We start from the raw sequence: 23,637 nt of genomic DNA on the forward strand, positions 1-23,637 counted from the left end.
GGACCGGAGGCGCGTGGCGGGTCCGCCACGCGCCTCCCGTCCCGTTCCGGGCCCGGTTCAGCCCTTCACCGCGCCCGACGTCAGGCCGGACACGATCGACCGGCGGAACACCAGCACGAGGATGACGATCGGCACCGTCGCCGCCACGCTCGCCGCGAAGATCTGGGCGAACGGCACGGTGAACTGCGTCCCGAACAGGGCGATCCCGACCGGGATCGTCCGGAACGAGTTCTCGCTGTTGAACGTCAGCGCCATCAGGAACTCGCTCCACGATGCCGTGAACGTGAACACCCCGACCGTGAAGAGCCCCGGCTTCGCCATCGGCAGGATCACGGAGAGCACCGTGCGCCAGGCTCCGGCACCGTCGATCTCGGAGGCCTCCTCGATCGTCGAGGGGATCCCGACGAGGTAGTTCCGCATGATCCAGATCGCGAAGGGCAGGTTGAACGCCACGTACGGCACGATCAGCCCCGGGTAGGAGTTGAGCAGCCCGAGGTTCCGCTCGAGCAGGTACAGCGGGGTCAGCACGGCGATCGCCGGGAACACCGAGAGCATGAGCAACGAGGTCATGATCGCCGTCCGCCCGCGGATCCACCGCCCGGCGAGCGCGTACCCGGCGAGGAACGACAGCGCGAGCACGATCACCGTCGTCGACACCGACACGATGACGCTGTTCACCATGTACTGGCCGAGCGCGTTGTCGCGGAACGCCACCACGAAGTTGTCGAGGGTGAACGACTGCGGGAAGGCGGTCGGCGGCGACTGCCCGATCTCGGACGCCGGCTTGAGCGACGTCGACACGAGCCAGTACAGCGGCAGCGCCGTGAGCACCGCGATGACGACACCACTGACGTTGACGGTGTTGACCCACTTCCGCCAGCCCTTGCGGACGCGTTGACGGGGCATCAGGCATCCCCTCCCTTCGCCTGGTTCCGGAACGCCCGGAGGAACAGCAGACACCCCGCCGCGACGATGATCGCCGTGGACGTCGCGATCGCCGCACCGGGGCCGATGTTGATGTCCTGGAAGAGCACCTTGTAACCCATGATCGCGAGCGACTGGGTGGCGGTGCCCGGACCGCCGTTCGTCAGCACGAAGGGCAGGTCGAACACGCCGAACGCCTGCAGGATGCGGAACAGCACCGCGATCGTCAGGGTCGGGGTGAGCTGCGGGAGCACCACCCGCCAGAACGTCTGCCAGGTGCTCGCGCCGTCGAGCTCGGCCGCCTCGTAGTGGTCCTCGGAGATCTGCACGAGCCCCGCGAGCAGGATGATCGCCACGAACGGCGTCGTCTTCCAGATGTCCGCGACCATCAGCCCGGTGATCGCGGGCACCGGTTCGCCGAGGATCACCGGGGCCTCGCCGAAGAGCCCGAAGAACCAGGTCGCGACGCCGTACGTCGAGTCGTAGATGTACTTCCAGAGCTGCGCGTTCACGATCGTGACGAGCGACCACGGGATGAGCATCAGCGCCAGCATCCAGCCCCGGGTCGCCCCGAGCCGCTCGAGCACGAGGGCCACGAGCATGCCGAGCACGAGCTCGACGAACACCGTCACGACCGTGTACAGCACGGTGAACCCGAGCGCCCGGTACCAGTCCGCGCTCTGCAGCAGGGCCGCGTAGTTGCCGAGGCCGAACGACCGGATCGTGAACCCCTCGTAGCCGACCTCGACGTCCGCGAAGCTCAGGACGATCGAGTAGACCACCGGGAAGATCGTCACCGCTGCGACGACGAGGAGCGCCGGGGCCGCGAAGCCCCACGCGCCCCGCGCACGGATGCGGTCGAGACGCGACCGCCCGCTGAGGCGGGGCGGCGGGTCGAGGCGACCCGCGCCTCCTGGACGGGTCGACGACCGCGTCGCGGTGCCGGCGCTCACAGTGCCTCACCCTTCAGGGCCAGCGCGATGGCCGACGCCATCGTGCTCGTGCCGCCGTCGACGGACGCCTGGCCGCCGAGGATGCTGTTGCCGTTCTGGTAGACGCCCTGCGAGACCTTCGGGTAGTAGGCCGTCGACGTCGGACGGGGCACGAGCGTGATGCCCGCGGCGGTGTCGTACGTCGGGCGCTGCTGGCGCTTCGCGTCCTGACTCGTGAGCGACTCGCTGCGGGCCGGCAGGACCCCGCCCTCGCGGGTGAGGAACTGCTGCGCCGTCTCGCTCGACATCCAGCTCGCGAACGTCAGCGCCGCGGCGGGCTGCTGCGTGTGCGGGTTGATGTAGTTGCCCCACCCGCCGATGGTCGAGTGGTGCTCGTCCTGCCCGTCGAAGGTCGGCCGCGCGGCGAGTCCGACCTTGCCGGCGACCTGGCTGTCCGGCCCGTTCGCGATGCCCCACGCGTACGACCAGTTGCGGAGGAACGCCGCTCGGCCGCCCGAGAACGCGTCGTTCGTGTCCTGCTCCTGGTACGTCAGGGTGGCGCGTGGGCTGGCGCCGTCGGCGATCAGGGACCGCATGAACTCGAACGCGCGCTTCGTCTCCGAGCTCGTGGTCTCGGGTCTCGTCAGGTCGTCGTTGAGCAGCGAGCCGCCGGCGTCCGCGACGAACTCGGTGACGTTGCAGGTGAGTCCCTCGTACACGTCGCCCTGGAACGCGAACCCGTAGCTGACGTCGCCGGTGTCGACGAGCTTCGCCGCCGTCTCGCGGACTTCCTCCCACGACCCCGGGACCTGCAGGGAGTGCTTGGCGAGGAGGTCCTTCCGGTACAGGAAGAACGACTCGTCGATGTAGAGCGGGAACATGTAGTACGTGCCGTCGACGCTCGCGGCCTGCCGGAGCCCCTCGGGGAACTGGTCGAAGAAGTCCGCGCCGACGAGCTCGTTCACCGGGGTCGCGAGCTTGTTCTTCGCGAACTGCCCCGGCCACGCGACGTCCCCGAGGTAGACGTCCGGGGTGCTGCTGCCCGCGGCGATCTGGGTCGTCAGGCTGGTGCGGTTCGTGTCGGTGTCGCTCGGGGCGCTCACGATGCGCACCCGGATGTTCGGGTGCTCCTTCTGGAACTCGGCGATGAGCCGGCGCCGCAGGTCGCCGCCGTCCTTCGAGGCCACCTGCCCCGCCCACCAGCTGATCGTGACGTCACCTTCGGGAGGGTCGGTCGGCCACTCCTGGACCGTGGTGCGCTCGGGTCGGGTGGAGCAGCCGGCGAGCAGCAGCACCCCCGCTCCCCCGAGCAGGAACATCCTGCGGTCGATCGCCATCCCGTCCTCCTCGACGTCCCCTGGTGCGAACCTGTACGTCCACACAACCAACGCACCCTGGGTGCCCGGTGGGTGCGGCGGACGGGAGGCGCGGTGCGGGGCCGACCCGCGCCTCCCGTCCGTCGGGTGGTCGCGTCCGCGCGGCGACGCGACCCTTCGCGCTGGGCGACTGTTCACGGGTTCCGCCGCGCGTGAACTGTCGCCCAGCGCGAAACCCCACCCGCCGGGCGGCGGGCCGCGCCGGTCAGGCGGGCGCGGGCGCCGTCGACTCGGCCGTGCGGAGGGTACACGGCAGCAGGAAGTGCGGCAGCTCGTCGGACTTCCCGTCGAGCTGGTCGATGAGCGCGTCCGCCGCACGGGTCCCGAGCTCGCGCCCCGGAGCCACCATCGTCGACAGCCGCGGGTAGTGCTGGTCGGCGTTGGCCTCGGACGAGGCGATGCTGAGCACCGAGACGTCCTCCGGTACCCGGCGCCCGGCCGCGTACAGGCCGACGAGCAGCCCGGCGGAGGAGTCGTCCTTCATCACGAGCACGGCGGTCACGCCGGGGTCGAGCGCGAGCATCTCGCTCGCCGCGGCACGTCCGCCGTCGCTCCCCGGACCCGCGGTGACCACGGTGCCGCCGAGTCCCCGCGCGGCCGTCACCTGCCGGAAGGTGGCCTCGGCGCGGAGGTGCGGCGCGTAGCCGGCCATCGGCGTGCCCTCGAGGTCCTCGAGCACGAGCGCGAACCGCCGGTGCCCGAGCGACTCCAGGTGGTCGATGCTCGACTCGATCGTGGTCTCGAAGTCGATGTCGACGAACGGCAGACCACTGCTGTCCCGGGTGCGGCCGATGAGCGTGAACGGGACGTCGAGCGCGGTGAGGACGGCGACGCGGGGGTCGTCCATCCGCACCTCCATGAGGATCACACCGTCGACGAGCCCCCCGGAGACGAGGTCGTCGAGGTCGTCGCCGGCGGGGTCGACCGGCCAGAGCACGAGGTGGTACCCGCGCTCGGACGCCCGCTCGGCAGCGCTCATGAAGAACTGCGAGGTGGTCGGGCTGAAGCGGTTGCCGGTGGTCGGGAACAGCAGCGCGATGATCCGGGTGCGGCGGCTCGCGAGCGCCCGTGCGACGACGTTGCCGCGGAACTTCAGCTCGCGCATCGCCGCCTGCACGCGGGCGGTCGTCGCGGGGGTGACGTACTTCGTGCCGTTCACGACGAAGGACACGGTGGCGATCGACACACCCGCCCGATCGGCGACCTGCTGCATCGTGGCCATGCCGCTCAGCCTACCGTCCGGGATGCGAAAAAAGCGCTTTACAGGTGAAGCGCTTTTCTGTTAGCTTCTCGCCCCAAGGAACACAGCGACGATGACGTCAGCGGATTCGTGGTTGCGCGCCTGCCCCCTGCATCCGTCAAGAGAAGAGCTCTGCAATGAAGCAAAGATTCCCCTCCCCGTCGCGCCGGACCCGCGCCCTCGTCGGCGCGGTCGCCGTGCTCGCCACGATCCCCCTGGTCCTCACCGGGTGCTCCGGTTCCGGATCGGCCTCGTCCGGTGGCAGCAAGGCCCTGACGATCGAGGACTACTACGACGCGACCTACAACCCCGTGTACAAGCAGTGCGCGAAGGAGGTCGACGCGACGGTCACGATCAACCACGTCGCCGGTGCCGGTCTGATCTCGAAGGTGCTGCAGCAGGCATCCTCGCGGACCCTGCCCGACGTGCTCATGCTCGACAACCCCGACGTGCAGCAGATCGCGGCCTCCGGGGCACTCTCCGACCTCAGCGACTACGGCCTCAGCGCCGAGGGCGACGTCCCCGGCGTGAAGGCGGCGAGCACCTACAAGGGCAAGCTCTACGGCCTGCAGTCGAACACGAACTCCATCGCGCTCTACTACAACAAGAAGCTGCTGGCGGACGCCGGTGTGCAGCCGCCCAAGACCTGGGACGAGCTGAAGGCCGCCGCGAAGAAGCTCACCTCCGGGTCCACGTACGGCTTCGCGATGAGCAACATCAACACCTACGAGGGCACCTGGCAGTTCCTGCCGTTCTTCTGGTCGAACGGCGGTGACGAGAAGGACATCGCGACGCCCGAGGCCGCGCAGGCCCTGCAGCTCGTCGAGGACCTGCAGAACGACGGCTCGATGTCGAAGAGCTCGATCAACTGGGCCCAGGCCGACGTGAACAGCCAGTTCCTCGCCGGCAAGGCCGCGATGATGATCAACGGCCCGTGGCAGCTGCCGGCCCTGAACGCGAAGAAGGGCCTCGAGTTCGACAGCGTGCCGATCCCGACCCGCACCGGTTCGGAGACCGTCGCACCGCTCGGCGGCGAGGCGTTCACCGTCCCGCAGACCGGCGACAAGGACAAGATGCAGCTCGCCGCCAAGTTCGTCGGCTGCCTCCACTCGGAGAAGACGCAGAAGGCCCTCGCCGAGGTGAGCGGCAACGTGCCGACGAACCTCGAGGCCGGCGCCGCATGGGCGTCCGACCACCCGCAGGTGGCCTCGTTCGTCACGACCGTGAAGACCGCCCGGGCCCGCACCGGTGAGCTCGGACCGGACTGGCCCAAGGCCGCGACGAAGATCTACACCGCCGTCCAGCTCGCCCTGACGGGCAAGGCCGACCCCGAGGCAGCGCTCAAGCAGGCGCAGTCCCAGAGCCAGTAGTGCACGAGGGAGCCGGCCACCCGGCCGGCTCCCTCCCCACCCTCGGAAGGAGCGGTTCCGGCATGAGCGCCACGACACAGACCCGACCACGGACCCAGGCGTCCGTCCCACCACCACGACCCGGCCAGCGCCGCGCACGCATGCGGATCGGGATCACCCGATGGCTCTTCGTCATCCCGGCCGCACTCTTCGTGGCCGTGTTCTTCGGCTACCCGGTCGTGAAGAACATCATCATGTCCTTCCAGGACTACACGACCAAGACCTTCTTCACGGGCGAGGCCCCGTGGGTCGGGCTCGGCAACTACATCCAGGTGTTCCAGAGCTCGGTCTTCGCGACGAGCGTCGTGAACACCGCGCTGTTCACCGCCGGCTCGATCATCCTGCAGTTCGTGATCGGCCTCGCCCTCGCACTGTTCTTCCGGCGGCACTTCCCGCTGTCGGGGTTCCTGCGCGGGCTGCTCCTCCTGCCGTGGCTGCTCCCGCTGATCGCGTCCAGCGCGGTCTGGAAGTGGCTCCTCGACCAGGACAGCGGCGCGCTCAACCAGCTCCTCGGCGTGGTCGGCATCGCCCCGGTGCCGTGGCTGGTCAGCCCGAGCCTCGCCCTCATCGCCGTCATCGGTGTGAACGTCTGGCTCGGCATCCCCTTCAACACGACGATCCTCTACAGCGGGCTGCAGTCCGTGCCGCCGGAGCTGTACGAGGCCGGCGCGCTCGACGGCGCCACCGGCTTCAAGGCGTTCTGGTACATCACCTGGCCGAGCATCCGGAGCGTGGTGAGCGTCGTGATCGTGCTCGGGGTCGTCTACACGCTGAAGGTCGTGGACATCATCCTCGGCCTCACCGGTGGCGGCCCGGCGAACTCCACGCAGACCCTGGCCACGAACGCCTACCACCAGTCCTTCATCAACTTCCAGTTCGGCATCGGAGCCGCCGTGAGCAACGTGCTCATCGTCGTCTCGTTCGTCTTCGCGATGGTCTACATCGCGATCTCCAGGAAGGCGGTCGACGAATGAGCGTCGGACTCGCGAACCAGACCGTCACCGCCACCAGGGCGATCACCACGAAGCGCAGCGCACGGGTCCCCGGACCGAAGCGCGGCGTCAAGGGCATCCCGCTCACGATCCTCGGCTGCGTGTTCCTCGCGATCATGGTGTTCCCCGTCTACTGGATGGTGAACACGAGCCTGCAGGCCACGTCCGGGGCCGCCACCGCGACCTGGTTCCCGTTCTCCCCCACCTTCCGCGGGTACGAGACGGCGTTCGCCCAGCAGGGGCAGAACTTCCTGTCGAGCATGATCATCGGCCTCGGCACCGTCGTGCTCACCCTGGCGATCGCGACCCCGGCCGCCTACGGGCTGGCTCGGTTCAAGATGCGCGGCACCCGGGTGTTCCTGCTCGTGCTGCTCATCACGCAGATGATCCCGGCGATCGTCATCGCGAACGCGCTCTACACGCTGTTCAACAACGTCGGGCTGCTGAACAGCTACATCGGGCTGATCCTGGCCGACAGCGCCGTCCAGGTGCCGTTCGCCGTGCTGCTCATGCGTGCGTTCATGGAGTCGATCCCGCCGAGCCTGGTCGAGGCCGCGCTCGTCGACGGGGCGAACGACTTCCGGGCGTTCATCTCGATCGTCCTGCCCATCAGCCGGAACGCCATCGTCACGGCGGCGCTGTTCACGTTCCTCGGCGCCTGGGGTGACTTCCTCATCGCGCTCACCCTGACGTCGACGACCGCGGTCCGGCCGATCACGCTCGGCATCTACAACTACATCGGTTCGAACGTCACCGACTGGGGGCCCGTCATGGCGACGTCGGTCCTCGCGTCGCTGCCGGCGGCCGTGCTGCTCATCGTCGCCCAGCGGTACATCTCCGCCGGCGCACTCGGCGGCGCCGTCAAGTGACGGCAGCCCACGCCGGGCGGCCGGCGACGACCACGAACCCCAGCCAGAAAGGCACACCATGACCACCACCCCGCTGCGCATCACCGTCTGGGGCGAGAACGTCCACGAGCAGGTCGAGCAGCACGTCGCCGAGCGGTACCCCGACGGCATGCACGGCGCCATCGCCGACGGCATCCGCGAGAACCTCCCGGACGCCGTCGTCCGCACCGCCACGATGCAGGAGCCCGAGCACGGCCTCACCGACGAGGTCCTCGCCCAGACCGACGTCCTCACCTGGTGGGGCCACGCCGCGCACCAGGACGTGGACGACGCCGTCGTCGACCGCGTGCACAAGCACGTCCTGTCCGGCATGGGCCTCGTCGTGCTGCACTCCGGCCACTGGTCGAAGATCTTCGGGAAGCTGATGGGCACGACCTGCACGCTCCGGTGGCGCAGCGAGCACGACCAGGAGCTCGTCTGGACCGTGAACCCGCAGCACCCCATCACGCGCGGCGTCCCGAACCCGATCGTCATCCCCGAGCAGGAGATGTACGGCGAGTACTTCGACGTCCCGACCCCCGACGAGCTCGTGTTCATCTCGGGCTTCACCGGCGGCGAGGTGTTCCGGAGCGGCATGACCTACCGCCGGGGCCTCGGGAAGATCTTCTACTTCTCCCCCGGCGACCAGGACTTCCCCGTGTACCACCACAAGGACGTCCGACGCGTGATCGCGAACGCCACCGAGTGGGCGCGGCCGGAGCGTGAGCGGGAGATCCCGACGCTGCGCCGGTACGACCTCGGCGAGTACTTCGACGGCCAGCACTACCGCGGCCCGTTCGACGACGCACCGGTCGAGGAGCACGAAGGGGCACAGGTATGACCCTCCGCGTCGTGCAGGTCGGCGCCGGCGGCATGGGCCGCGCCTGGCTCGCCACCGTCGCGGCCGACCCGGACGTCGAGCTGGTCGGCATCGTCGACCTCGACCTCGACGCCGCCCGGGCCGGAGCCGCGGTCGCCGGCGACCCGACGATCCCCGTCGGCACCGACCTCACCGCCCTCGCCACCGAGACCGGTGCCGAGGCCGTCCTCGACATCACCGTCCCGGTCGCGCACCACCCCGTCACGCTCGAGGCCCTCCGCGCCGGACTCCCCGTCCTGGGCGAGAAGCCCGCGGCGCAGACGGTCGCCGAGGCACTGTCGCTCGCGGCCGCCGCCGAGGCCACCGGCAAGCTGTTCATGGTGTCGCAGTCCCGGCGGTACAACGACCACCTCGTCGCCTTCCGGCAGCACGTCCGTGGGCTCGGGGGCGTCGGCGGGCTGAGCACGCGCTTCGCCAAGGCCCCGCACTTCGGCGGCTTCCGCGAGGAGATGGACGACGTCCTCCTGCTCGACATGGCGATCCACGCGTTCGACTCCGCGCGCTACGTGCTCGAGCGGGACCCGGTGTCGGTGTACTGCGAGTCGTGGAACCCGTCGTGGTCCTGGTACCGGGGCGACGCCGCGGCCGCCGCGGTCTTCACGTTCGAGGACGACGTCCGCTACGTGTACGACGGCTCGTGGTGCGCACCGGGTGCCGAGACCTCGTGGAACGGCGACTGGCGCGCCTCCGGACCCGCGGGCACGGCGCTGTGGGACGGCGACCACGACCCGTGGAGCGACCTCGACGGCACGCCGGGTGCACCGGACGCGGCCCCGAGCGTCGGCAACGAGATCGCCGGTGCCCTCGCGTCCTTCGTCCGTGCGGTCCGCTCCGGCGAGCGCCCCGACGGCGAGGTGCACGGCAACGTGATGAGCCTCACGATGGTGGACGCGGCGATCGCGTCCGCCCGCACCGGGCGGCGCATCGTCATCGACGAGGTCCTCGAGCAGGCCCACGCCACGGCGCTCGAGGTCGAGCAGGACGAAGCCATCCGCGAGCGGCTCGCGTCGTGGGGGTCGGTGCGCAGCGCGCTCGCGACGGGGTCGCCGGACACGGCCGCGCTCGGCTGAGCGACGCCGGCGGTCCAGGAGGCGCGGTGCGGGTCGGACCCGCACCGCGCCTCCCGTCTGCCATCCGTATGTATGCAAACACTTGCCATATCAGTTGGTCACTGGAAAGATCTTGCCGGTCAGTCGATCCCGACTGGCACGGATCAGCCCCAGGAGCCGCCTTGACCGACACCAACCCGCCCGCGCGGACACGCGCCCGCCTCCGCCGAGCCGCGACCATCGCCGCCGGCGGCGGCATCGTCGTGAGCACCCTCGTCATCGCCCCCGCGGCGATCGCCGACCCGGTCGACCACCTCCGGGCCGACACCTGGACCGTCGACGGCCAACGCGCGACGACCACCCTGCCCGGGGACCTCGCCGGCCTCGGCGACGTCGTCGCCGTCAACCAGGACCCCGCACAGGCCGTGTCGGTCGCCGGAGCAGGGTCGCTCGCGACGACGGTCGGCTCGCTGCAGCTCCGGCCCACCGCCGCTGCCGTGGGTGCGGCTGCGAACTGCCTCTCCGGCGCTCCGGACCGCACGCCGGTCACGTGTGCGACGTACGGCAGCGACATCACGTTCCCGGCCCCGGTCGTCGACCCGGTGCTCCGACTCTCGGCGTCGGGCGGGGCGAACAGCTCCACCGCCGGCCGGTGCACGTTCGACTGGTACGACGTCGCCGTCTCCGGGATCGACGGCGCACCGACCGACGCCGCTCGGCTCAGCCTGCTGACCTCGCCGAACGGCTGGACGCTCGAGGGCGACACCATCACCCGGCCCGCACAGTCCGCCGCGTCCGCCTGCGACCCGCCGATCGGCGGCGCGATGTACCTGCAGGTGCACGGGGTCGTCCAGTCCCTGCACCTCGACAACGCGTTCCGGGCGATGGTGAACTACGGCGGTCCGACCAACGCGCTGTCGACCTTCCAGGGCGTCGCCGTGCAGGTCCTGCTGCCGACGACCGACCTCGTCGCCGAGGCGTCCGCCCCGGCGCTCCTGCCCGCGGCGGGGACCGCCGAGTGGACGTTCTCGGTGCGCAACGACGGCGCGAACGTCTCGCACGGGTACGTGCTGACGGCCGAACTCCCGGCCGGCGTCACGGACATCGTCGCGCCCGACGGGTGCACCGTCGCCGGGACCACGGTCACCTGCACGGTCGCACCTGCGGGTTCGACCCTCGCCCCCAGCGGCACCGTGCCGACGTTCGCGGCGCTGACCACGCCGAACGGCACCGCCGACGCCGTGCTCGCCGCCGGCGCATCGGCCCAGCCGATCGTGGTGCGCGCGACGACCCCGTCCGACCGCGACGCCGACCTCACCGCGACCGCGCTCGTCTCCGGAGCCGACCTGGACACGGCACCCGCGTCGAACTCCACCACGGTGACCTCCGCGGCGCAGCGCCCGTCGCTCGCGATGACGAAGCACGCCGATCGTGCGTCGGTGACCGGCGCCGGGCAGACCCTCGTCTACTCGTTCGACGTCGAGAACACCGGCGACGCGGCACTGTCCGGCCTCACGATCGACGAGGGCCGCTTCTCGGGCACGGGCCTGCTCGGACCCGTCCGGTGCGCGGCGACCGACCTGCGGCCGGCCGAGACCACCTCGTGCTCGGTCCGCTACACCGCCACGACCGAGGACGCGGCGACGCCCGCGATCACCAACGAGGCCACGGCGAGCGCCCTCCCCGCGGGTGAGCCGCAGCGGGTGTCGTCGGCGGCCTCGTCGGTGTCCGTGCCGGTGACCGTCGCCACCGTGCCGGGCGACGTGACCGGCGAAGCCGACGGCGGACAGTCGTCCGGCTCGGGCCGACCGGGTGACAGCAGCGCGACACCGGGTGTCGTCGTGGGGTCCACGGACGCCGCGCAGCCCGGTGCCGACCGCTCCCCGGACGCGGCGGACGGGCGCGACACCGGCTCGGACGTCGGCGCGCTCGCCTACACCGGCGCGGAGCTGCTGCCGCTCGCCGTCGGGAGCGCGCTCGTCCTCGTCGCGGGACTCGGCATCTGGACGGCGGCGCGTCGGCGACGCGCCTGATCCGGCCGCCGGGTCGCGCCGTGTGACGCGATCCGGTCCAGGAGGCGCGGTGCGGGTCTCGACGCCGCCGTCGCGTCGGGCGCGGTGCGGGTCGGACCCGCACCGCGCCTCCCGTGCGCGTACAGTCCCACGCAACACGTGGCTGGCGGGCGATCGGGGAACGCGATGCGACAGATCATCGGGACGACACTCATCGTGGCGCTGGCAACGGCCGCGCTGATCGGTGTGGCGCCGCCGGCGCACGCGGCCGGGTCGGGGACGATCGCCGTGCAGCTCGCGACGCCGGACGGCACCCCGATCCGGCTGGCGGACGTCGAACTCGCGGCGATCGGCACCGACGCCGTCGTCGGGACCGCCACCACCGACGACGACGGCACCGCGACGTTCGCCGGCATCCCCGCCCCGGACACCGTGACGGTGACCACACGGCAACTCCCGCCGCACGGAACGGACACCTACGCACCCGGACTCCGTTCGGACATCGCGGTCCGTGGTGGCACGACGGTCGCGGTGACCGTGCCGCTCGTCCGTGGCGCCACCGTGCAGGGTGGGGTGGTCGGCCCCTCGGGTCCCGCTGCGGGACGGCTGATGTACGCGTGGAACGAGGACACCTCGCAGGTGTTCCGGACGACCTCGGACAGCGCGGGACGGTACCGGTTCCTCGGGTTGAGCACCGGTCAGTACCGCATCGAGGCGTACGCCAGCGGCACGGCGTCGCCCGCCGTGTGGAAGACGCGGGTGTACCAGCAGCGGGGGACGCTCCTGGCGTCGCAGGTGACGTTGTCGCAGCACTACGCGCACAGCGACTACGACCTGGCCGTCTTCGCGAACACGGCGTCCCGCACCCCGTCGCCGCAGCTCAGTGGCGCGAGCGTCGTGGTGACGGAGGCGACGAGCGGAGCGTCGTTCTCGACCCGGTTCTCGACGCTGCTCGACGACGAGCAGACGGCCCAGTTCCAGATCCCCTCCGGGCAGTACGTGGTCGAGCTCCGGACGACGGCGACGACCACGACGCCGGTGGGTTCCCTGTGGCTCGGCCGTCCGGGAGGCGTGTACCGGTACGTGACCAACCGGGCGCAGGCCGTCCCGGTGAAGGTCGTGTTCGGCGGGTTCAACGGGTGGGGTGGAACGGTGGAGGCAGCGTCGCGCTGACCGGCGACGTTCGTCAGCCGGACGCGCTCGCGGACGACGCGATGGCGATCAGGTCGGACACCACCTCGTGCAGCGGTCGAGCCGCGTCGAGTTCGTGCGTGCATCCGGCGCGGAGGAGCGGCTCCACCTCGACGAGATCCGCCTCGATCATGCGGCGCTCGAGCGCGGTCTTCCCGTAGGGGTTCGTCGTACGGCGCGCGACCCGATCGAGCATCACCTCGAGCGGAGCGCTCAGGAGCACGATCGCATCGAACCGATCGTAGAACTCGGACTGGTTCCGGACGCACCCCTGGACGAAGAGCGAGCGGTCGTCCACCGCGTCCAGGAGCCCGGAGATCTTCGCCTCGACCCACATCCACTCGCCCTGGTGCGCTTCGTCGGGTGGATCCGGCAGCGTCCGGTACTCGCGCCACCCGGGATCATCGGTGTCCACGACCCGGTAGCCGTGCAACGCGAGCTCGCTCAGCGCGGACGACTTCCCGGTTCCCGACATCCCGGTGATCAGCACCTTCGACACAGCACCACACTAGGACCACGGTCGAGCACTGACGGCTGCGCCCTTGCTCGCGGTGTCTCGGTCTGCCAGCGTTGGGACATGGGCGACGACGTGACCACGCTGCGTCGGGTGCCGGGCTTCCTCCCCTACTGGTCGGCCGCGACCGTCTCGTCGTTCGGGTCAGCCGTGAGCGCGGTCGCCGTGCCGGTCCTCGTGGTGACGGTGCTGCACGCCAGTCCGTTCGAGCTCGGACTGGTGAACGCTGCCCAGTTCCTCCCGTACGCCGTGTTCGGTCTGGTCGTCGGCGCCTACGTCGACCGCTTCCGGCGGACGCCGCTGCTGATCTGGGCGAGCATCGGTCGCGGCGTGAGCCTCGGTGCGATCCCGGTGCTGTGGTTCACCGGGCTCCTGAACCTGTGGGCGACTGCGGCGGTGCTGTTCCTGTTCGGCATCCTGTCCGTCGTGGGGTTCGCGGCAACGCAGTCGCTCCTCCCCAGGATCGTGCCGCGCCCGCTCCTCCTGGCGGCGAACGCGCGGGTGGACCAGAGCGATGCGGCGGCGCAGACGGCGGGCCCAGCGCTCGGCGGGGTCCTGGTCAGCATCGTGACGGCGCCGGTCGCGATCGCGCTCGACGCGGTGAGCTACTTCGTCGACGCGTTCCTCGTCGCCCGGGTCCGCGTCGTCGAGCACCAGCCGGCACGGCCGGCCAGGACGAGCCTGCGGAGTGACATCGTGGACGGTCTGCGCTGGACGTACGGCAACGCAGTACTCAGACCGCTGGCCCTGTCCACCCACGTCTGGTTCCTCGCCAACGCCGCTGGCCTGACGGTGTTCGCGACCCTCGCCCTCCGCACGCTCGCGCTCCCCGCAGCGCTGTACGGGGCCGTCATCGCCGTCAGTGGGATCGCGATGCTCGTCGGCGCGACCGCTGCGACACGCCTCGGCACCCGGTTCGGTGCCGGCCGGACGATCATCGCCGCACGAGCCGCCTACCCGATCGCCTGGGCGGCCATCACGCTCGTGACGCTCGGTACCGGCGGCGCAGCACGGCCGACGACGGTCGTGGTCCTGTTCGTCGCCTTCGCCGTGCACGGTGCCGCAGCAGGCTGCGAGAACGCGAACGAGATGGTCCTCCGCCAGACCGTGACACCGGACGCCCTCCTCGGGCGTGTGAACGGCACGATGCGCAGCTCGAACCGGACGCTCGCAGCGGTGGGAGCAGTGAGCGGGGGTGCCCTCGTGACCCTGACCGGGGACGGCTTCGCGCTGCTCGCCGTGACGGTCGTGTTCGCGGCCGCCGTCGTCGTCGCTGCGTGGTCACCACTGCCCAGCGCCACCGTTCGCTAGGAAGGTTCCACCCGACACAGGGGTGGTCACCCCGGCCAGGACTCCCACGACCACGACCCGTCCGCGCGCCGGTGGTAGGCGAGCCGGTTGCTCGCCGCGTCCGTCGCCCCGCGCCAGAACACCATCCGCACCGGTGTGAGTGCGAACCCCGCCCACGTGCTCGGCGGCTCGAGGTCCGTGCCGGCCCGTTCGCGGCCGAACGCCGCCCAGGCCTCGCGGCGCCGGGCCGGTGCGTCCGCAGCGGACGCGTGGTCGTTGACCCACGCGAGCACCTGCAGGTACCGCGTCCTGGCCGCGTAGGCCGCACGGGCCTCGTGGTCGGAGACGGGCGCCACGTCACCGACCACGACGAGCTGTCGCGCGGCCTCGGGCCAGTGCAGGGTCACCGCGGCACGGGGCACCGCCGCGAGCTCGGCGGCCTTGCGGCTGCGCGAGTCGGTGTCGAAGTGCAGGCGCTCCCCGTCGAACAGGGAGAGCAGGACCGTCCGGGCGTCGGGGTAGCCGTCGAGTCCGACGGTGGAGAGGGTCATGGTCGGACCCGGGGCGTCCGCCGCGGCGGGGAGCCACGATGCCGCGAGGGCCAACGGGTCCGTCGGCACGGACGCCTCGTCGACCCCTCGCGGCACGGTCACGAGACCGCAGCGTCGGCGGGGCGGGCCACTGCCGGACGGCTCACCGCCGGGTCGAACCGTGCGATCTCGTGCAGCGACGCCACGGCCTCGGCGACGGAGTGCTCCCAGAGGACGGCACCGTACGACGCCGTCGCCCGGCTGGCGTCGCCGACGACCCCGGGGGTCCCGAAGTCGTCGGACAACCACCCGAACGACACCGGGCCGCCGTTGAAGGCGATCTTCTCGAAGCCGGCGATGTGCTCCGGCACCCATCGCTCCGCGAGCGACATGTCGACCAGGTCCGGGCGCAGGTGCAGGATCATCGACGTCTCCGCCGCGCCGCCGTGGATCCCCAGCCCGAGCTCGTCCGCGTCCTCGCCGTCCGGGCCGGGGACGCGCGCGAGGGTCGGCATGAGGAAGGTCTTCAACCCGTAGCGCTTCCGGATCTCACGCAGGGCGACCTGCAGCAGGGCGACGTTGCCGCCGTGCCCGTTGGCGAACACCAGGGTGCCGGCACCGGTGAGGGCGACCGCGCGGCCGATCTGCACGGCGGTGTCGAACATCGTGTCGCTGTCGAGCCACACCGTGCCGGGCGCCCAGCTGTGCTCGTCGGACTTCGTGAACGACAGCGTTGGGAGCTGCCAGACGTCCAGTCCCTCGGCAGCGGCCTGCTCGACCGCCGCCCCACCGATGTGCTCGGCGAGCAGGTGGTCGGTCAGGAGCGGCAGGTGCGGGCCGTGGTGCTCGACGGCGCCGGTGGGCTGCACGACGATCGTGTCCGGCCCGAAGCCCGCAGCGACGGCAGGACCGGACAGTTCCGCGAGCCGACGCGAGCGGACCGTGCCGATGCCGGCGCTCACTTGCCGAACCCCGGGACGACGGGCTGCGCGGACGCGGTGGAGCCACCGCTGACCACGAGCGACGGGTCGATGACGTGCCCGGGGTTGAGCAGCCCCGCGGGGTCGGTGCGCTGCTTCAGCGCCACGAGCTCCTCGACGCCGTGGTCGACGTAGTACTGGTGCGGGCTGTGCACCCGGACGCCGAGTCCGCGGAGCACCGGGTAGCCGGCGTAGACGTCCTCGGCCCCGGTGTACGGCGCGGTGAGCATCCCGATCGGTCCGACGTGCGCGGCCTCGATGTGGAGCATGCCGCCGGGGTAGACGGCCTCGACCTCGGCGATCCGGTCGATGAGCGCCTCACCGCCGACCTCGACGTGGAAGTACTCGGTGTCGCTCGTGTTCCGCTTCAGCCACCAGATCGGGTGGTTGTACGACAGCATCGACACCTTCGTGGTCTGCTGCAGGCCCTCGCGGACGTCCAGGACCTCACCGCCGGCGGCCTCGATGCGTGCCCGCGCATCGTCGACCACGACGTCGTCGATGATCGCTCGCAGGCTCGCCCGGTCGTCCGGGATGGCCAGGTCGGACGGCAGCGTCGCGGCGATCTCGGCGCGGTCGGCGCTCACGAGCCGCGGCACCGGGTCGAGGCCGCGCAGCGTGCGGACGGCGACGAGCGCGTCCTCGAAGGTGGGGAACGCCGCGTAGACGGCTCGCCACTCCTGCAGCGGCTCGAGCCGGACGGTGGCGCGGGCGATGACGCCGGCGGTGCCGTAGGTGTGCACGAACGGCTGCGCCTCGTCGCCCTCGACGTGCAGCAGCTCGTCGGCGCCGGGGAGCGCGACGTCGAGCGCCGTGACGAAGCCCTGCCAGTTCGACCCGTGCGCGATCGACCCGGTGCCGCCGGAACCGCCGGACAGGAAGCCGCCGATGGTCGACTGCGCGGTGGACGGGTACATCCAGAGCTGCTGGCCCGTGGCGGCGGCCGCCTGCTCCAGGGCGACCATGGACGCGCCGGCCTCGGCGGTGATCCAGCCGTCGCCGACCTCGACGACGGCGCGTGCCCGCGACGTGTCGAGGACCAGGCCGCCGTGCAGCGGGATGCCCTGGCCGTAGTTGCCGGTGCCCTTCCCGCGGGTGGTGACGGGGACGCCGTGCCGGACCGCGGCCTGCAGGGTGGCGGCGATGTCGTCGGCGCTGGCCGGCGACGCGACGAGGTCGGCGAGGCCGAGGGGCAGCTGCTCGCTGAGGATGGGACTCATGGTGGCCTCGTCGACGGAGGCGCGGGCCCGCGTGCGCTCGTCGGCGCTCACGCCGCGCTCACCGAGCAGTGCGACGAGCTCGGCGCGCAGCGCCTCGACGGAGGTGGGGGTGACGGTGGTCATGCTCACTCCTGGTGGGTGGGTGGTGCGGGGACGACGGACGGGAGGCGCGGGGCGGCGTGGCACCGCGCCTCCCGTCCGCTTGTTGGTCGGCTCCCGTTCGACGGGAGCCGACCGGTGTCAGGAACCCAGACCGATGGACTTGTCGAGGAACTCGTTCGTGTACAGGTCGGAGGGCTTCAGGCCGCTCTTGACGTCACCGGTGCCGGCGAAGACGGGCGTCGCCTTGGCGATGAAGTCCTGCATGCGCTGTTCGTCCATCGACCCGATGTAGCCGTCGGTGTCCTTCGCGAGACCGAGCTTCACCATCTGGGCCGCGGCGAACGCGCCGACCTTCGAGTCGTAGGTCCAGCCGTTGTTGTACTGCTGCACGAGCTTCGTGATGAGGTCGTTCGTGGCGCCCGGGGACTTCAGGTAGTCCACGTCGGCCTGCTGCATGACCGGCACGAGCTTCTGCAGGCACGGCTCGAGCTTCTTCAGGTCACCGGTACGGACCGACATCGCCTCGGGGTAGGGGTTCCACCCCGTGCTCGAGACGAGCGCGTAGTCCACCTTCTTGCCCCAGGCCGCGACCTGGTTCTGGTAGATGTACGGCTCGGCGGTCGCGAAGCCCTGCTGGGCGTCCTTGCCGCCTGCGGACACGAACTTCGACGGCGTGCCGTCGTAGCTGCCGTCGAGCACCTTCTTCGGCAGGATCCCGGACTGCTCCAGGTAGGTCATGTACGCGGCACCGTTGAAGTAGCGGACGACGCCGCCGTCCTTCTCGAGGGCCTTGCCGAGGCCCTTGATGCTGTCGACCTCCGGGTACGTCTTCGGGTCCCACATGATCGACATCGGGGACTGGTCGTTCTCGGCGAACACCGCCGTGGTGGGCAGGTTGCCGGAGAACTGCACCTGCTCGTCCGTGGACATGTACCCGAGGGTGATGTCCTTGTCCTGGTACATCTGCGACGCGACCTTGGTGTAGCCGATCGCCGGGCCGCCGGCACGGATCTCGAGCTTGACGCCGGTGCTCTTGCCGTTGGCGTAGAGGTCGCCGGTGACGGTCTTGCCGGAGGAGTCGATCACCGGGTTCGGGCCGAGCATCTGGTAGAGGTGGCCGTGCTCGCCCTCGGGGTTCCAGTCGGTCTGGACGACGACGGTCGCGGGGCACGCGCCGGCGAGGTCGAGCTTGGGCCCGGAGGCGGTCGACGAGGTCGCGGCGGTCGTCCCGGTGCTGCCGGACGAGCCCGCCGCGCAGCCGGTGAGGGCGATGGCGGTGGCGGCGAGGGCGGCGGTGGCGACGCCGAGGCGGGAGGTGGTGCGCATGGAGGCTCCGTTCGTGGTGCGGGTCTCGTGGTGCTGTGGTGGGAAGGGGTGTGGGTTCTGGGGGGGGGATCAGCTGAAGTCGTGCCAGCGGCCGACGGCCAGGCGGCCGATCAGGCCGAACACGAGGAAGACGGCGACGCCGTAGAGCGAGGCGATCAGGATGGTCGCGTACAGCTCGGGGCCCATCAGGCGCGATGCGGTCACCTGGATGAGGACGCCGAGCCCGGGGTTGCCGCGCTGGAAGAACTGGTCGCCGACGATCGCCCCGATGACGCTCAGCCCGGCGGAGGTGCGCAGGCCGACGAAGATCGACGGCAGCGCGGCGGGGAACTGCAGCTTGACGAGCTGGGCGAACCGGCCGGCGCGCTGCAGCTGGAACAGCTCACGCTGCGCGCGGTCGGCGGACTGCAGTCCGAACAGCGTGTTCGACACCATCGGGAACAGCGCGATCATCACGGTGACGATCACGCGGCTGACGAACTCGTAGCCGAACAGTGCGCCGATGAGCGGCACGAGGGCGAGGATCGGCACGCACTGCAGCACCACGGCGTACGGGTACAGCGAGTTCTCGAGCCACTTCGCCTGCGCCATCGCCATCGCCCAGACGACGCCGATCACGATCGCGAAGCCGAGGCCGGTGAGCGAGACGACGGTGGTGCGTCCGAGGGCGGACCAGAGGTCGGAGCCGAACGTGGACGGCGACCCGTCCGGCATCGTCGGCGCGACGATCGCCTTCGCCACGAGGTGCGGGTACGGCACGAGGAAGGCCAGGCCGCGGACGTGGTCGTAGTACGCGGCCGCCGCGTACCAGATGCCGACGAGCACGGCGAGGACGACGACGGGCTGCCACCACGCGATGCCGCGGCGGGCCCGAGGAGCGGCGCGACGGGCGGCGGCCCGGACCGCGCGGGTCTCGGCGGCCTCCTGCAGGGTGACCATCAGCGGTGTCCTTCCCGGAGCGCGTGCGAGACCTCGCCGACCAGTTCGGCGAACTCGGGTGTGAAGCGGATGTCGGGGTCGCGGGGCATCGGGAACGGCACGTCGAACCGGCCGACGATGCTGCCGGGGCGCCCGGACATCACGATCACCTCGGTGGAGAGGTACACGGCCTCGGACACGGAGTGCGTGATGAAGAGCCCGGCGAACTGCTGCTCGACGAAGAGCCGGAGGAGCTCGTCGTTGAGGCGTTCGCGGGTGATCTCGTCGAGGGCACCGAACGGCTCGTCGAACAGGAAGAGCTCCGGGTCGAGGGTGAGCGACCGGGCGAGCGAGACCCGCATCCGCATGCCGCCGGACAGCTGCTTCGGCAGGTTCGTCTCGAAGCCGTTCAGGCCGACGAGCTCGATGGCGTGAGCGGCCTTGGCGGCTCGCTCGGCCTTCGACACGTGTCCGAGCTCGGCGAGCAGCTCGACGTTGCCCTGCACGGTGCGCCAGGGCAGGAGCGTGGCGTCCTGGAAGACGTAGCCGATGCGGTCGGCCGCGACACCGGCCGACCCGTCCGACGCGGTCTCGAGGCCGGAGGCGATGCGGAGCAGCGTGGACTTGCCGCAGCCGGACGGGCCGACGACCGAGACGAACTGGCCGCGGTCCACGGTGAGGTCGACGCCCTGCAGGGCGATGGTGCCGTTCGGGAAGGTCATCTCGACGTTGCGGAAGTCGAGCAGCGTGTCCGTCGTGCCGACGGGTGGCGGGGCGGTGGTGGTCACGATCACCTCGGGTTCTCGGTGCGGGCGGGCGGAGGGGTCAGGCGGGGACGGCGGCCGCGGCTGCGGCCGGCGCGGCGACGGTCCGTCGCACCTCGGTGCGGGCGACGAGTCGCCCGCGGGACAGGACGACGCGGTCGGCGGGGGCGTTCGCGACGGCGTCGGTGACGCTCGTCGCGGCCACGGCGAGCAGGTCGGCGCGCCGCCCGGGGACGGGACCGGCGGCCGGGAGGCCCATCACGCTCCGGGCGGTGTCGCTCACCATCGCGTACGCCTGGTCCGGCGTCACGTGGCCGGCGGAGACGAGCAGCGATGCGGTCTCGAAGGCGTCGCTCCGGCCGACCGGGTTGAAGGGGTCGCGGACGTTGTCCGCGCCGGCGGCGACGCGGACGCCGGCGTCGAGGAGCGCCTGGATGGCGGTCAGTCCCCGCGGCGTGGCGACCGGGTACTGCCAGCCCTGCAGGTACAGGTTCGTGATCGGCAGCGTGATCACCCCGAGGTCGGCTGCGGCGACGTCGGCGACCACCTCGGCGAGCCGCTCCGGCCCCAGGGTGCCGAGCCGGACGCAGTGCCCGGCGGAGTACTGCCGGTCCCGTCGCAGCGAGCGGGACGCCCGGGCGTAGTGGTCGAGGGTCACCGGGCCGTCGAGGCTCTCGTCGGCGTGCAGGTCGACGCCGAGGCCCCGTCGGTGGGCGATGGCGAGGAGTCGGTCGACGTCCGCGAGGGGGTCCTCGGCGAGGTGCGGGGCGCCGCCGACCAGGTCCACGCCGAGGTCGAGCACCGCCTCGACGTGCTCGTCGGGGGCGAGCGGGCCGGCGAGGGCGACGAGCTCGATGTCCATCAGGCCGGCGAGTTCGTCGCGGACCTGCACGAGGGCACGAGCGCCGCGCAGGGCCTGCTCCGTGGTGGCGGGCCGGTCCGCCGCGCTGTGTCGGCCGCTGAGGACGTCGACGTGGCTCCGGACGGCCGTGGTGCCGGCGGCGAGCAGCGTGAGGGCGGCGGACCGTGCCCGGTCGGCGATGTCCTCGACGGTCATGGTCGTCGCGTGCGCGGTCCACGAGGCGATCGCGGCACCGAGGTCGCCGAGCGGCGGCCGGATGACGTCGGCGCTGAGGGCCTTGTCGAGGTGGGCGTGCGGTTCTGCCGGTGCGGTCAGGAGCAGCCGGCCGCCGAGGTCGATCGTCTCCTCCGCCGGCGCCGCGAGGGTGCCGGCCGGGGCCACGGTGGAGACGGTCTCGCCGTCGATCGCGACGTCGACCGACCGGCCGTCCGGCAGCAGCGCGGAGCGCAGGAGGGCGATCGGGCGGGGCACTGACGAGTCCATCCGGAGCCTCTCGATCGTGTGTGAGAATGTTGATCGCATCAACATCTCCGATGCTAGGGCGGCAGTGTTTCCCTCTCGTTTCGAGGCGGTTGCCGTGTGTGACGCCCGCCCCGACGTGACCGGGAGCGGGAACGAGCGTTCCGGCCGAGCGGTCGGAACGACCCCACCGAGGACGAGAGGAGCGCGCGTGAGCACCGGCACCACCACCGAGACCGACCGCGTTGTCGACGACCAGACCCAGCGGATCGGTGAGCACATCCGTGCCCGTCGACGCGCCGCACGACTGACGCTCGTCCAGGTCGCCGAACTGACCGGGCTGTCGCACCCGTTCCTCAGCCAGGTCGAGCGCGGGCACTCCCGCGCCAGCATGGTGTCCCTCGAGAAGATCGCCGCGGCGCTCGGCACGACCCAGGTCGAACTGCTCGCCGCCGGTGCCCCCGAGCGACCGGAGCACGAGGTCCGCCTGCCCGAGGTCATCCGTGCCGGCGAGGGCGCCCGCGGACCGTTCTCGAGCGGCGAGGCCCGGCTGCTCGTGCACGCCGGCCCGCACGCGTTCGAGCCGCTGGAGTGGGTCGGCGACAACACGGACCTCGGCGAGTACTTCGAGCACCACGAGGACGAGTTCCTCACCGTGCTCGCCGGCCGCGTGCACCTCGACCTGCGCGGACGGGAACCGCTCGACCTCGGGCCCGGCGACTCGGCGTACTACCGCGGCGGCACCGGCCACCGGTGGTGCAGCGCGGACGGCACCCGCTTCCACATGATCGTGGTCAAGGAGACCCCGCGCGCCGGAGCGATCGCGTGAACGCCGTGCCGGAGCGTCGGCGACTGCGCGTCGCCGCCCGCCACCAGGTCGCCACGGACGTCGTCGCACTCGACCTGGCCCCGGTCGACGGCCCGGCACTGCCGGACTGGGAACCCGGAGCGCACGTCGACCTCGAGGTCTCCCCCGGGACCGAGCGCCAGTACTCGCTCGTCACGACGACCGCCGACGGGCACTGGCGCATCGCCGTGCTCCGCGAGCCCGACGGCCGCGGCGGATCGGTCGCCGTGCACGAGGGGCTGGCGGTCGGCGACGAGGTCGTGGTGGCCGGGCCGCGGAACCACTTCGGCCACGACCCGGCGCGCCCCGCGGTCTTCGTCGCCGGGGGCATCGGGATCACGCCGATCCGGTCGATGATCGCCGCCGCCGAACGCGCCGGCACCCCGTGGGAGCTCCACTACGCGGGGCGGTCCCGCGACCGCATGGCGTTCGTGCACGAGCTCGTCGCCGCGCACCCCGACCGGGTCGTCGTGGCGGCGGCCGACGAGGGCGTCCGGCTCGACGTCGACGCGCTCCTCGCCGCACCGCGCGATGCGGTCGTGTACTGCTGCGGGCCGCGCGGGCTCATGGACGCGGTCGAGGCCGCCGCCGAGCACTGGCCGGCGGGCAGCGTCCGCGTCGAGCGCTTCGAGCCCGCTGCGGACGTCGACGCCCCCGGCGAGGCCTTCGAGGTCGAGCTCACGGTCACCGGCGTCACCGTGACGGTTCCAGCCGACCGGACCGTGCTCGAGGTCGCGGAGGACGCCGGCGCCTTCGTGCTCTCGTCCTGCCGGGAGGGCACGTGCGGCACCTGCGAGACCCCCGTGCTCGAGGGCGCGGTCGAGCACCGGGACACCGTGCTCAGCCCCGAGGAGCAGGCCGACGACCGCACCATGATGGTCTGCGTGTCCCGCGCCCGGCGCGGCTGCCCGCGACTGGTGCTCGAACTCTGAC

The 23,637-nt window shown here is 71.5% G+C and carries 22 protein-coding genes; 10 read left to right on the plus strand and 12 right to left on the minus strand.

The features are described 5' to 3' along the window. Positions 1–57: 57 nt before the first annotated feature. The 4 genes from HWD93_RS00470 to HWD93_RS00485 form a co-directional block, all read right to left on the minus strand. Complete coding sequence (locus HWD93_RS00470) at positions 58–906, minus strand: carbohydrate ABC transporter permease (RefSeq protein ID WP_083295042.1); 849 nt, start codon at positions 904–906, stop codon at positions 58–60. Further along, on the minus strand, positions 906–1,877 hold the full coding sequence (locus tag HWD93_RS19385; RefSeq protein ID WP_175473726.1) for a carbohydrate ABC transporter permease: 972 nt from the start codon (positions 1,875–1,877) through the stop codon (positions 906–908). The genes HWD93_RS00470 and HWD93_RS19385 overlap by 1 nt, the downstream gene beginning before the upstream one ends. Beyond that, positions 1,874–3,193, minus strand: a complete 1,320-nt coding sequence (locus tag HWD93_RS00480) for an ABC transporter substrate-binding protein (protein WP_261645702.1) — start codon at positions 3,191–3,193, stop codon at positions 1,874–1,876. Before HWD93_RS00480 ends, HWD93_RS19385 begins: the two co-directional genes overlap by 4 nt. Positions 3,194–3,437: 244 nt before the next feature. After that, positions 3,438–4,454: a LacI family DNA-binding transcriptional regulator gene (locus HWD93_RS00485; RefSeq protein ID WP_261645703.1), complete on the minus strand. Its 1,017-nt coding sequence runs from the start codon at positions 4,452–4,454 to the stop codon at positions 3,438–3,440. 155 nt (positions 4,455–4,609) lie between these two features. Here HWD93_RS00485 and HWD93_RS00490 point away from each other — a divergent pair, with 155 nt between their 5' ends. The 7 genes from HWD93_RS00490 (at position 4,610) to HWD93_RS00520 (ending at position 12,874) form a co-directional block, all read left to right on the plus strand. Beyond that, positions 4,610–5,842: a sugar ABC transporter substrate-binding protein gene (locus HWD93_RS00490; protein ID WP_071303119.1), complete on the plus strand. Its 1,233-nt coding sequence runs from the start codon at positions 4,610–4,612 to the stop codon at positions 5,840–5,842. A gap of 62 nt (positions 5,843–5,904) precedes the next feature. Next, on the plus strand, positions 5,905–6,855 hold the full coding sequence (locus HWD93_RS00495) for a carbohydrate ABC transporter permease (protein ID WP_374115124.1): 951 nt from the start codon (positions 5,905–5,907) through the stop codon (positions 6,853–6,855). Continuing rightward, positions 6,852–7,742, plus strand: coding sequence for a carbohydrate ABC transporter permease (locus HWD93_RS00500; RefSeq protein WP_229086959.1), 891 nt, complete (start codon positions 6,852–6,854; stop codon positions 7,740–7,742). The genes HWD93_RS00495 and HWD93_RS00500 overlap by 4 nt, the downstream gene beginning before the upstream one ends. Before the next feature lie 58 nt (positions 7,743–7,800). Beyond that, positions 7,801–8,601, plus strand: coding sequence for a ThuA domain-containing protein (locus HWD93_RS00505; RefSeq protein WP_261645704.1), 801 nt, complete (start codon positions 7,801–7,803; stop codon positions 8,599–8,601). Further along, entirely contained in the window at positions 8,598–9,710 is a 1,113-nt protein-coding gene (locus HWD93_RS00510) for a Gfo/Idh/MocA family protein (RefSeq protein WP_229086956.1), read from the plus strand. Before HWD93_RS00505 ends, HWD93_RS00510 begins: the two co-directional genes overlap by 4 nt. A gap of 161 nt (positions 9,711–9,871) precedes the next feature. Next, positions 9,872–11,722, plus strand: coding sequence for a hypothetical protein (locus HWD93_RS00515; protein ID WP_261645705.1), 1,851 nt, complete (start codon positions 9,872–9,874; stop codon positions 11,720–11,722). A gap of 165 nt (positions 11,723–11,887) precedes the next feature. Next, complete coding sequence (locus HWD93_RS00520; RefSeq protein WP_261645706.1) at positions 11,888–12,874, plus strand: carboxypeptidase-like regulatory domain-containing protein; 987 nt, start codon at positions 11,888–11,890, stop codon at positions 12,872–12,874. A gap of 13 nt (positions 12,875–12,887) precedes the next feature. On the opposite strand, the gene HWD93_RS00525 is transcribed toward HWD93_RS00520, so the two are convergent. After that, the gene (locus HWD93_RS00525; RefSeq protein WP_261645707.1) at positions 12,888–13,391 is read right to left on the minus strand and encodes an AAA family ATPase; all 504 of its coding nucleotides are present in this window, start codon (positions 13,389–13,391) and stop codon (positions 12,888–12,890) included. Between the two features lie 78 nt (positions 13,392–13,469). On the opposite strand from HWD93_RS00525, the gene HWD93_RS00530 reads away from it, so the two are divergent. Then, positions 13,470–14,717, plus strand: a complete 1,248-nt coding sequence (locus HWD93_RS00530) for an MFS transporter (RefSeq protein ID WP_261645708.1) — start codon at positions 13,470–13,472, stop codon at positions 14,715–14,717. 26 nt (positions 14,718–14,743) lie between these two features. On the opposite strand, the gene HWD93_RS00535 is transcribed toward HWD93_RS00530, so the two are convergent. From HWD93_RS00535 to HWD93_RS00565, 7 genes are all read right to left on the minus strand, one after another. Next, on the minus strand, positions 14,744–15,349 hold the full coding sequence (locus HWD93_RS00535) for a pyridoxal 5'-phosphate synthase (protein ID WP_261645709.1): 606 nt from the start codon (positions 15,347–15,349) through the stop codon (positions 14,744–14,746). Continuing rightward, the gene (locus HWD93_RS00540) at positions 15,346–16,188 is read right to left on the minus strand and encodes a creatininase family protein (protein WP_217637358.1); all 843 of its coding nucleotides are present in this window, start codon (positions 16,186–16,188) and stop codon (positions 15,346–15,348) included. Before HWD93_RS00540 ends, HWD93_RS00535 begins: the two co-directional genes overlap by 4 nt. Further along, positions 16,185–17,549 (minus strand): FAD-binding oxidoreductase, encoded by a 1,365-nt coding sequence (locus tag HWD93_RS00545; protein ID WP_261645710.1) that lies wholly within the window; start codon positions 17,547–17,549, stop codon positions 16,185–16,187. Before HWD93_RS00545 ends, HWD93_RS00540 begins: the two co-directional genes overlap by 4 nt. Before the next feature lie 117 nt (positions 17,550–17,666). Next, positions 17,667–18,854: an ABC transporter substrate-binding protein gene (locus tag HWD93_RS00550; RefSeq protein WP_261645711.1), complete on the minus strand. Its 1,188-nt coding sequence runs from the start codon at positions 18,852–18,854 to the stop codon at positions 17,667–17,669. 69 nt (positions 18,855–18,923) lie between these two features. Beyond that, the gene (locus tag HWD93_RS00555; protein WP_071295296.1) at positions 18,924–19,793 is read right to left on the minus strand and encodes an ABC transporter permease; all 870 of its coding nucleotides are present in this window, start codon (positions 19,791–19,793) and stop codon (positions 18,924–18,926) included. Beyond that, positions 19,793–20,560: an ABC transporter ATP-binding protein gene (locus HWD93_RS00560; protein ID WP_261645712.1), complete on the minus strand. Its 768-nt coding sequence runs from the start codon at positions 20,558–20,560 to the stop codon at positions 19,793–19,795. The genes HWD93_RS00555 and HWD93_RS00560 overlap by 1 nt, the downstream gene beginning before the upstream one ends. Positions 20,561–20,597: 37 nt before the next feature. After that, positions 20,598–21,881, minus strand: a complete 1,284-nt coding sequence (locus tag HWD93_RS00565; RefSeq protein WP_261645713.1) for an amidohydrolase family protein — start codon at positions 21,879–21,881, stop codon at positions 20,598–20,600. Positions 21,882–22,068: 187 nt separating this feature from the next. On the opposite strand from HWD93_RS00565, the gene HWD93_RS19390 reads away from it, so the two are divergent. Both HWD93_RS19390 and HWD93_RS00575 read left to right on the plus strand, forming a co-directional pair. Further along, positions 22,069–22,686 carry an XRE family transcriptional regulator gene (locus HWD93_RS19390; RefSeq protein ID WP_261645714.1) on the plus strand — a complete coding sequence of 206 codons (618 nt, stop codon included), beginning with the start codon at positions 22,069–22,071 and terminating at the stop codon, positions 22,684–22,686. Then, positions 22,683–23,636 carry a PDR/VanB family oxidoreductase gene (locus HWD93_RS00575; protein WP_261645715.1) on the plus strand — a complete coding sequence of 318 codons (954 nt, stop codon included), beginning with the start codon at positions 22,683–22,685 and terminating at the stop codon, positions 23,634–23,636. Before HWD93_RS19390 ends, HWD93_RS00575 begins: the two co-directional genes overlap by 4 nt. The last annotated feature ends 1 nt before the right edge of the window (position 23,637 follow it).

The sequence above is a fragment of the Curtobacterium sp. C2H10 genome (genome assembly GCF_025407985.1).
In the GTDB taxonomy this organism is placed as follows: Bacteria; Actinomycetota; Actinomycetes; order Actinomycetales; family Microbacteriaceae; genus Curtobacterium.

What these genes read in the sequence shown, in the direction of transcription:
- HWD93_RS00470 (WP_083295042.1), bottom strand. Translation starts at nt 906, where the DNA reads ATGCCCCGTCAACGCGTCCGCAAGGGCTGGCGGAAGTGGGTCAACACC.
- HWD93_RS00480 (WP_261645702.1), bottom strand. Translation starts at nt 3,193, where the DNA reads ATGGCGATCGACCGCAGGATGTTCCTGCTCGGGGGAGCGGGGGTGCTG.
- HWD93_RS00485 (WP_261645703.1), bottom strand. Translation starts at nt 4,454, where the DNA reads ATGGCCACGATGCAGCAGGTCGCCGATCGGGCGGGTGTGTCGATCGCC.
- HWD93_RS00490 (WP_071303119.1), top strand. Translation starts at nt 4,610, where the DNA reads ATGAAGCAAAGATTCCCCTCCCCGTCGCGCCGGACCCGCGCCCTCGTC.
- HWD93_RS00495 (WP_374115124.1), top strand. Translation starts at nt 5,905, where the DNA reads ATGAGCGCCACGACACAGACCCGACCACGGACCCAGGCGTCCGTCCCA.
- HWD93_RS00500 (WP_229086959.1), top strand. Translation starts at nt 6,852, where the DNA reads ATGAGCGTCGGACTCGCGAACCAGACCGTCACCGCCACCAGGGCGATC.
- HWD93_RS00505 (WP_261645704.1), top strand. Translation starts at nt 7,801, where the DNA reads ATGACCACCACCCCGCTGCGCATCACCGTCTGGGGCGAGAACGTCCAC.
- HWD93_RS00510 (WP_229086956.1), top strand. Translation starts at nt 8,598, where the DNA reads ATGACCCTCCGCGTCGTGCAGGTCGGCGCCGGCGGCATGGGCCGCGCC.
- HWD93_RS00520 (WP_261645706.1), top strand. Translation starts at nt 11,888, where the DNA reads ATGCGACAGATCATCGGGACGACACTCATCGTGGCGCTGGCAACGGCC.
- HWD93_RS00530 (WP_261645708.1), top strand. Translation starts at nt 13,470, where the DNA reads ATGGGCGACGACGTGACCACGCTGCGTCGGGTGCCGGGCTTCCTCCCC.
- HWD93_RS00545 (WP_261645710.1), bottom strand. Translation starts at nt 17,549, where the DNA reads ATGACCACCGTCACCCCCACCTCCGTCGAGGCGCTGCGCGCCGAGCTC.
- HWD93_RS00550 (WP_261645711.1), bottom strand. Translation starts at nt 18,854, where the DNA reads ATGCGCACCACCTCCCGCCTCGGCGTCGCCACCGCCGCCCTCGCCGCC.
- HWD93_RS00555 (WP_071295296.1), bottom strand. Translation starts at nt 19,793, where the DNA reads ATGGTCACCCTGCAGGAGGCCGCCGAGACCCGCGCGGTCCGGGCCGCC.
- HWD93_RS00565 (WP_261645713.1), bottom strand. Translation starts at nt 21,881, where the DNA reads ATGGACTCGTCAGTGCCCCGCCCGATCGCCCTCCTGCGCTCCGCGCTG.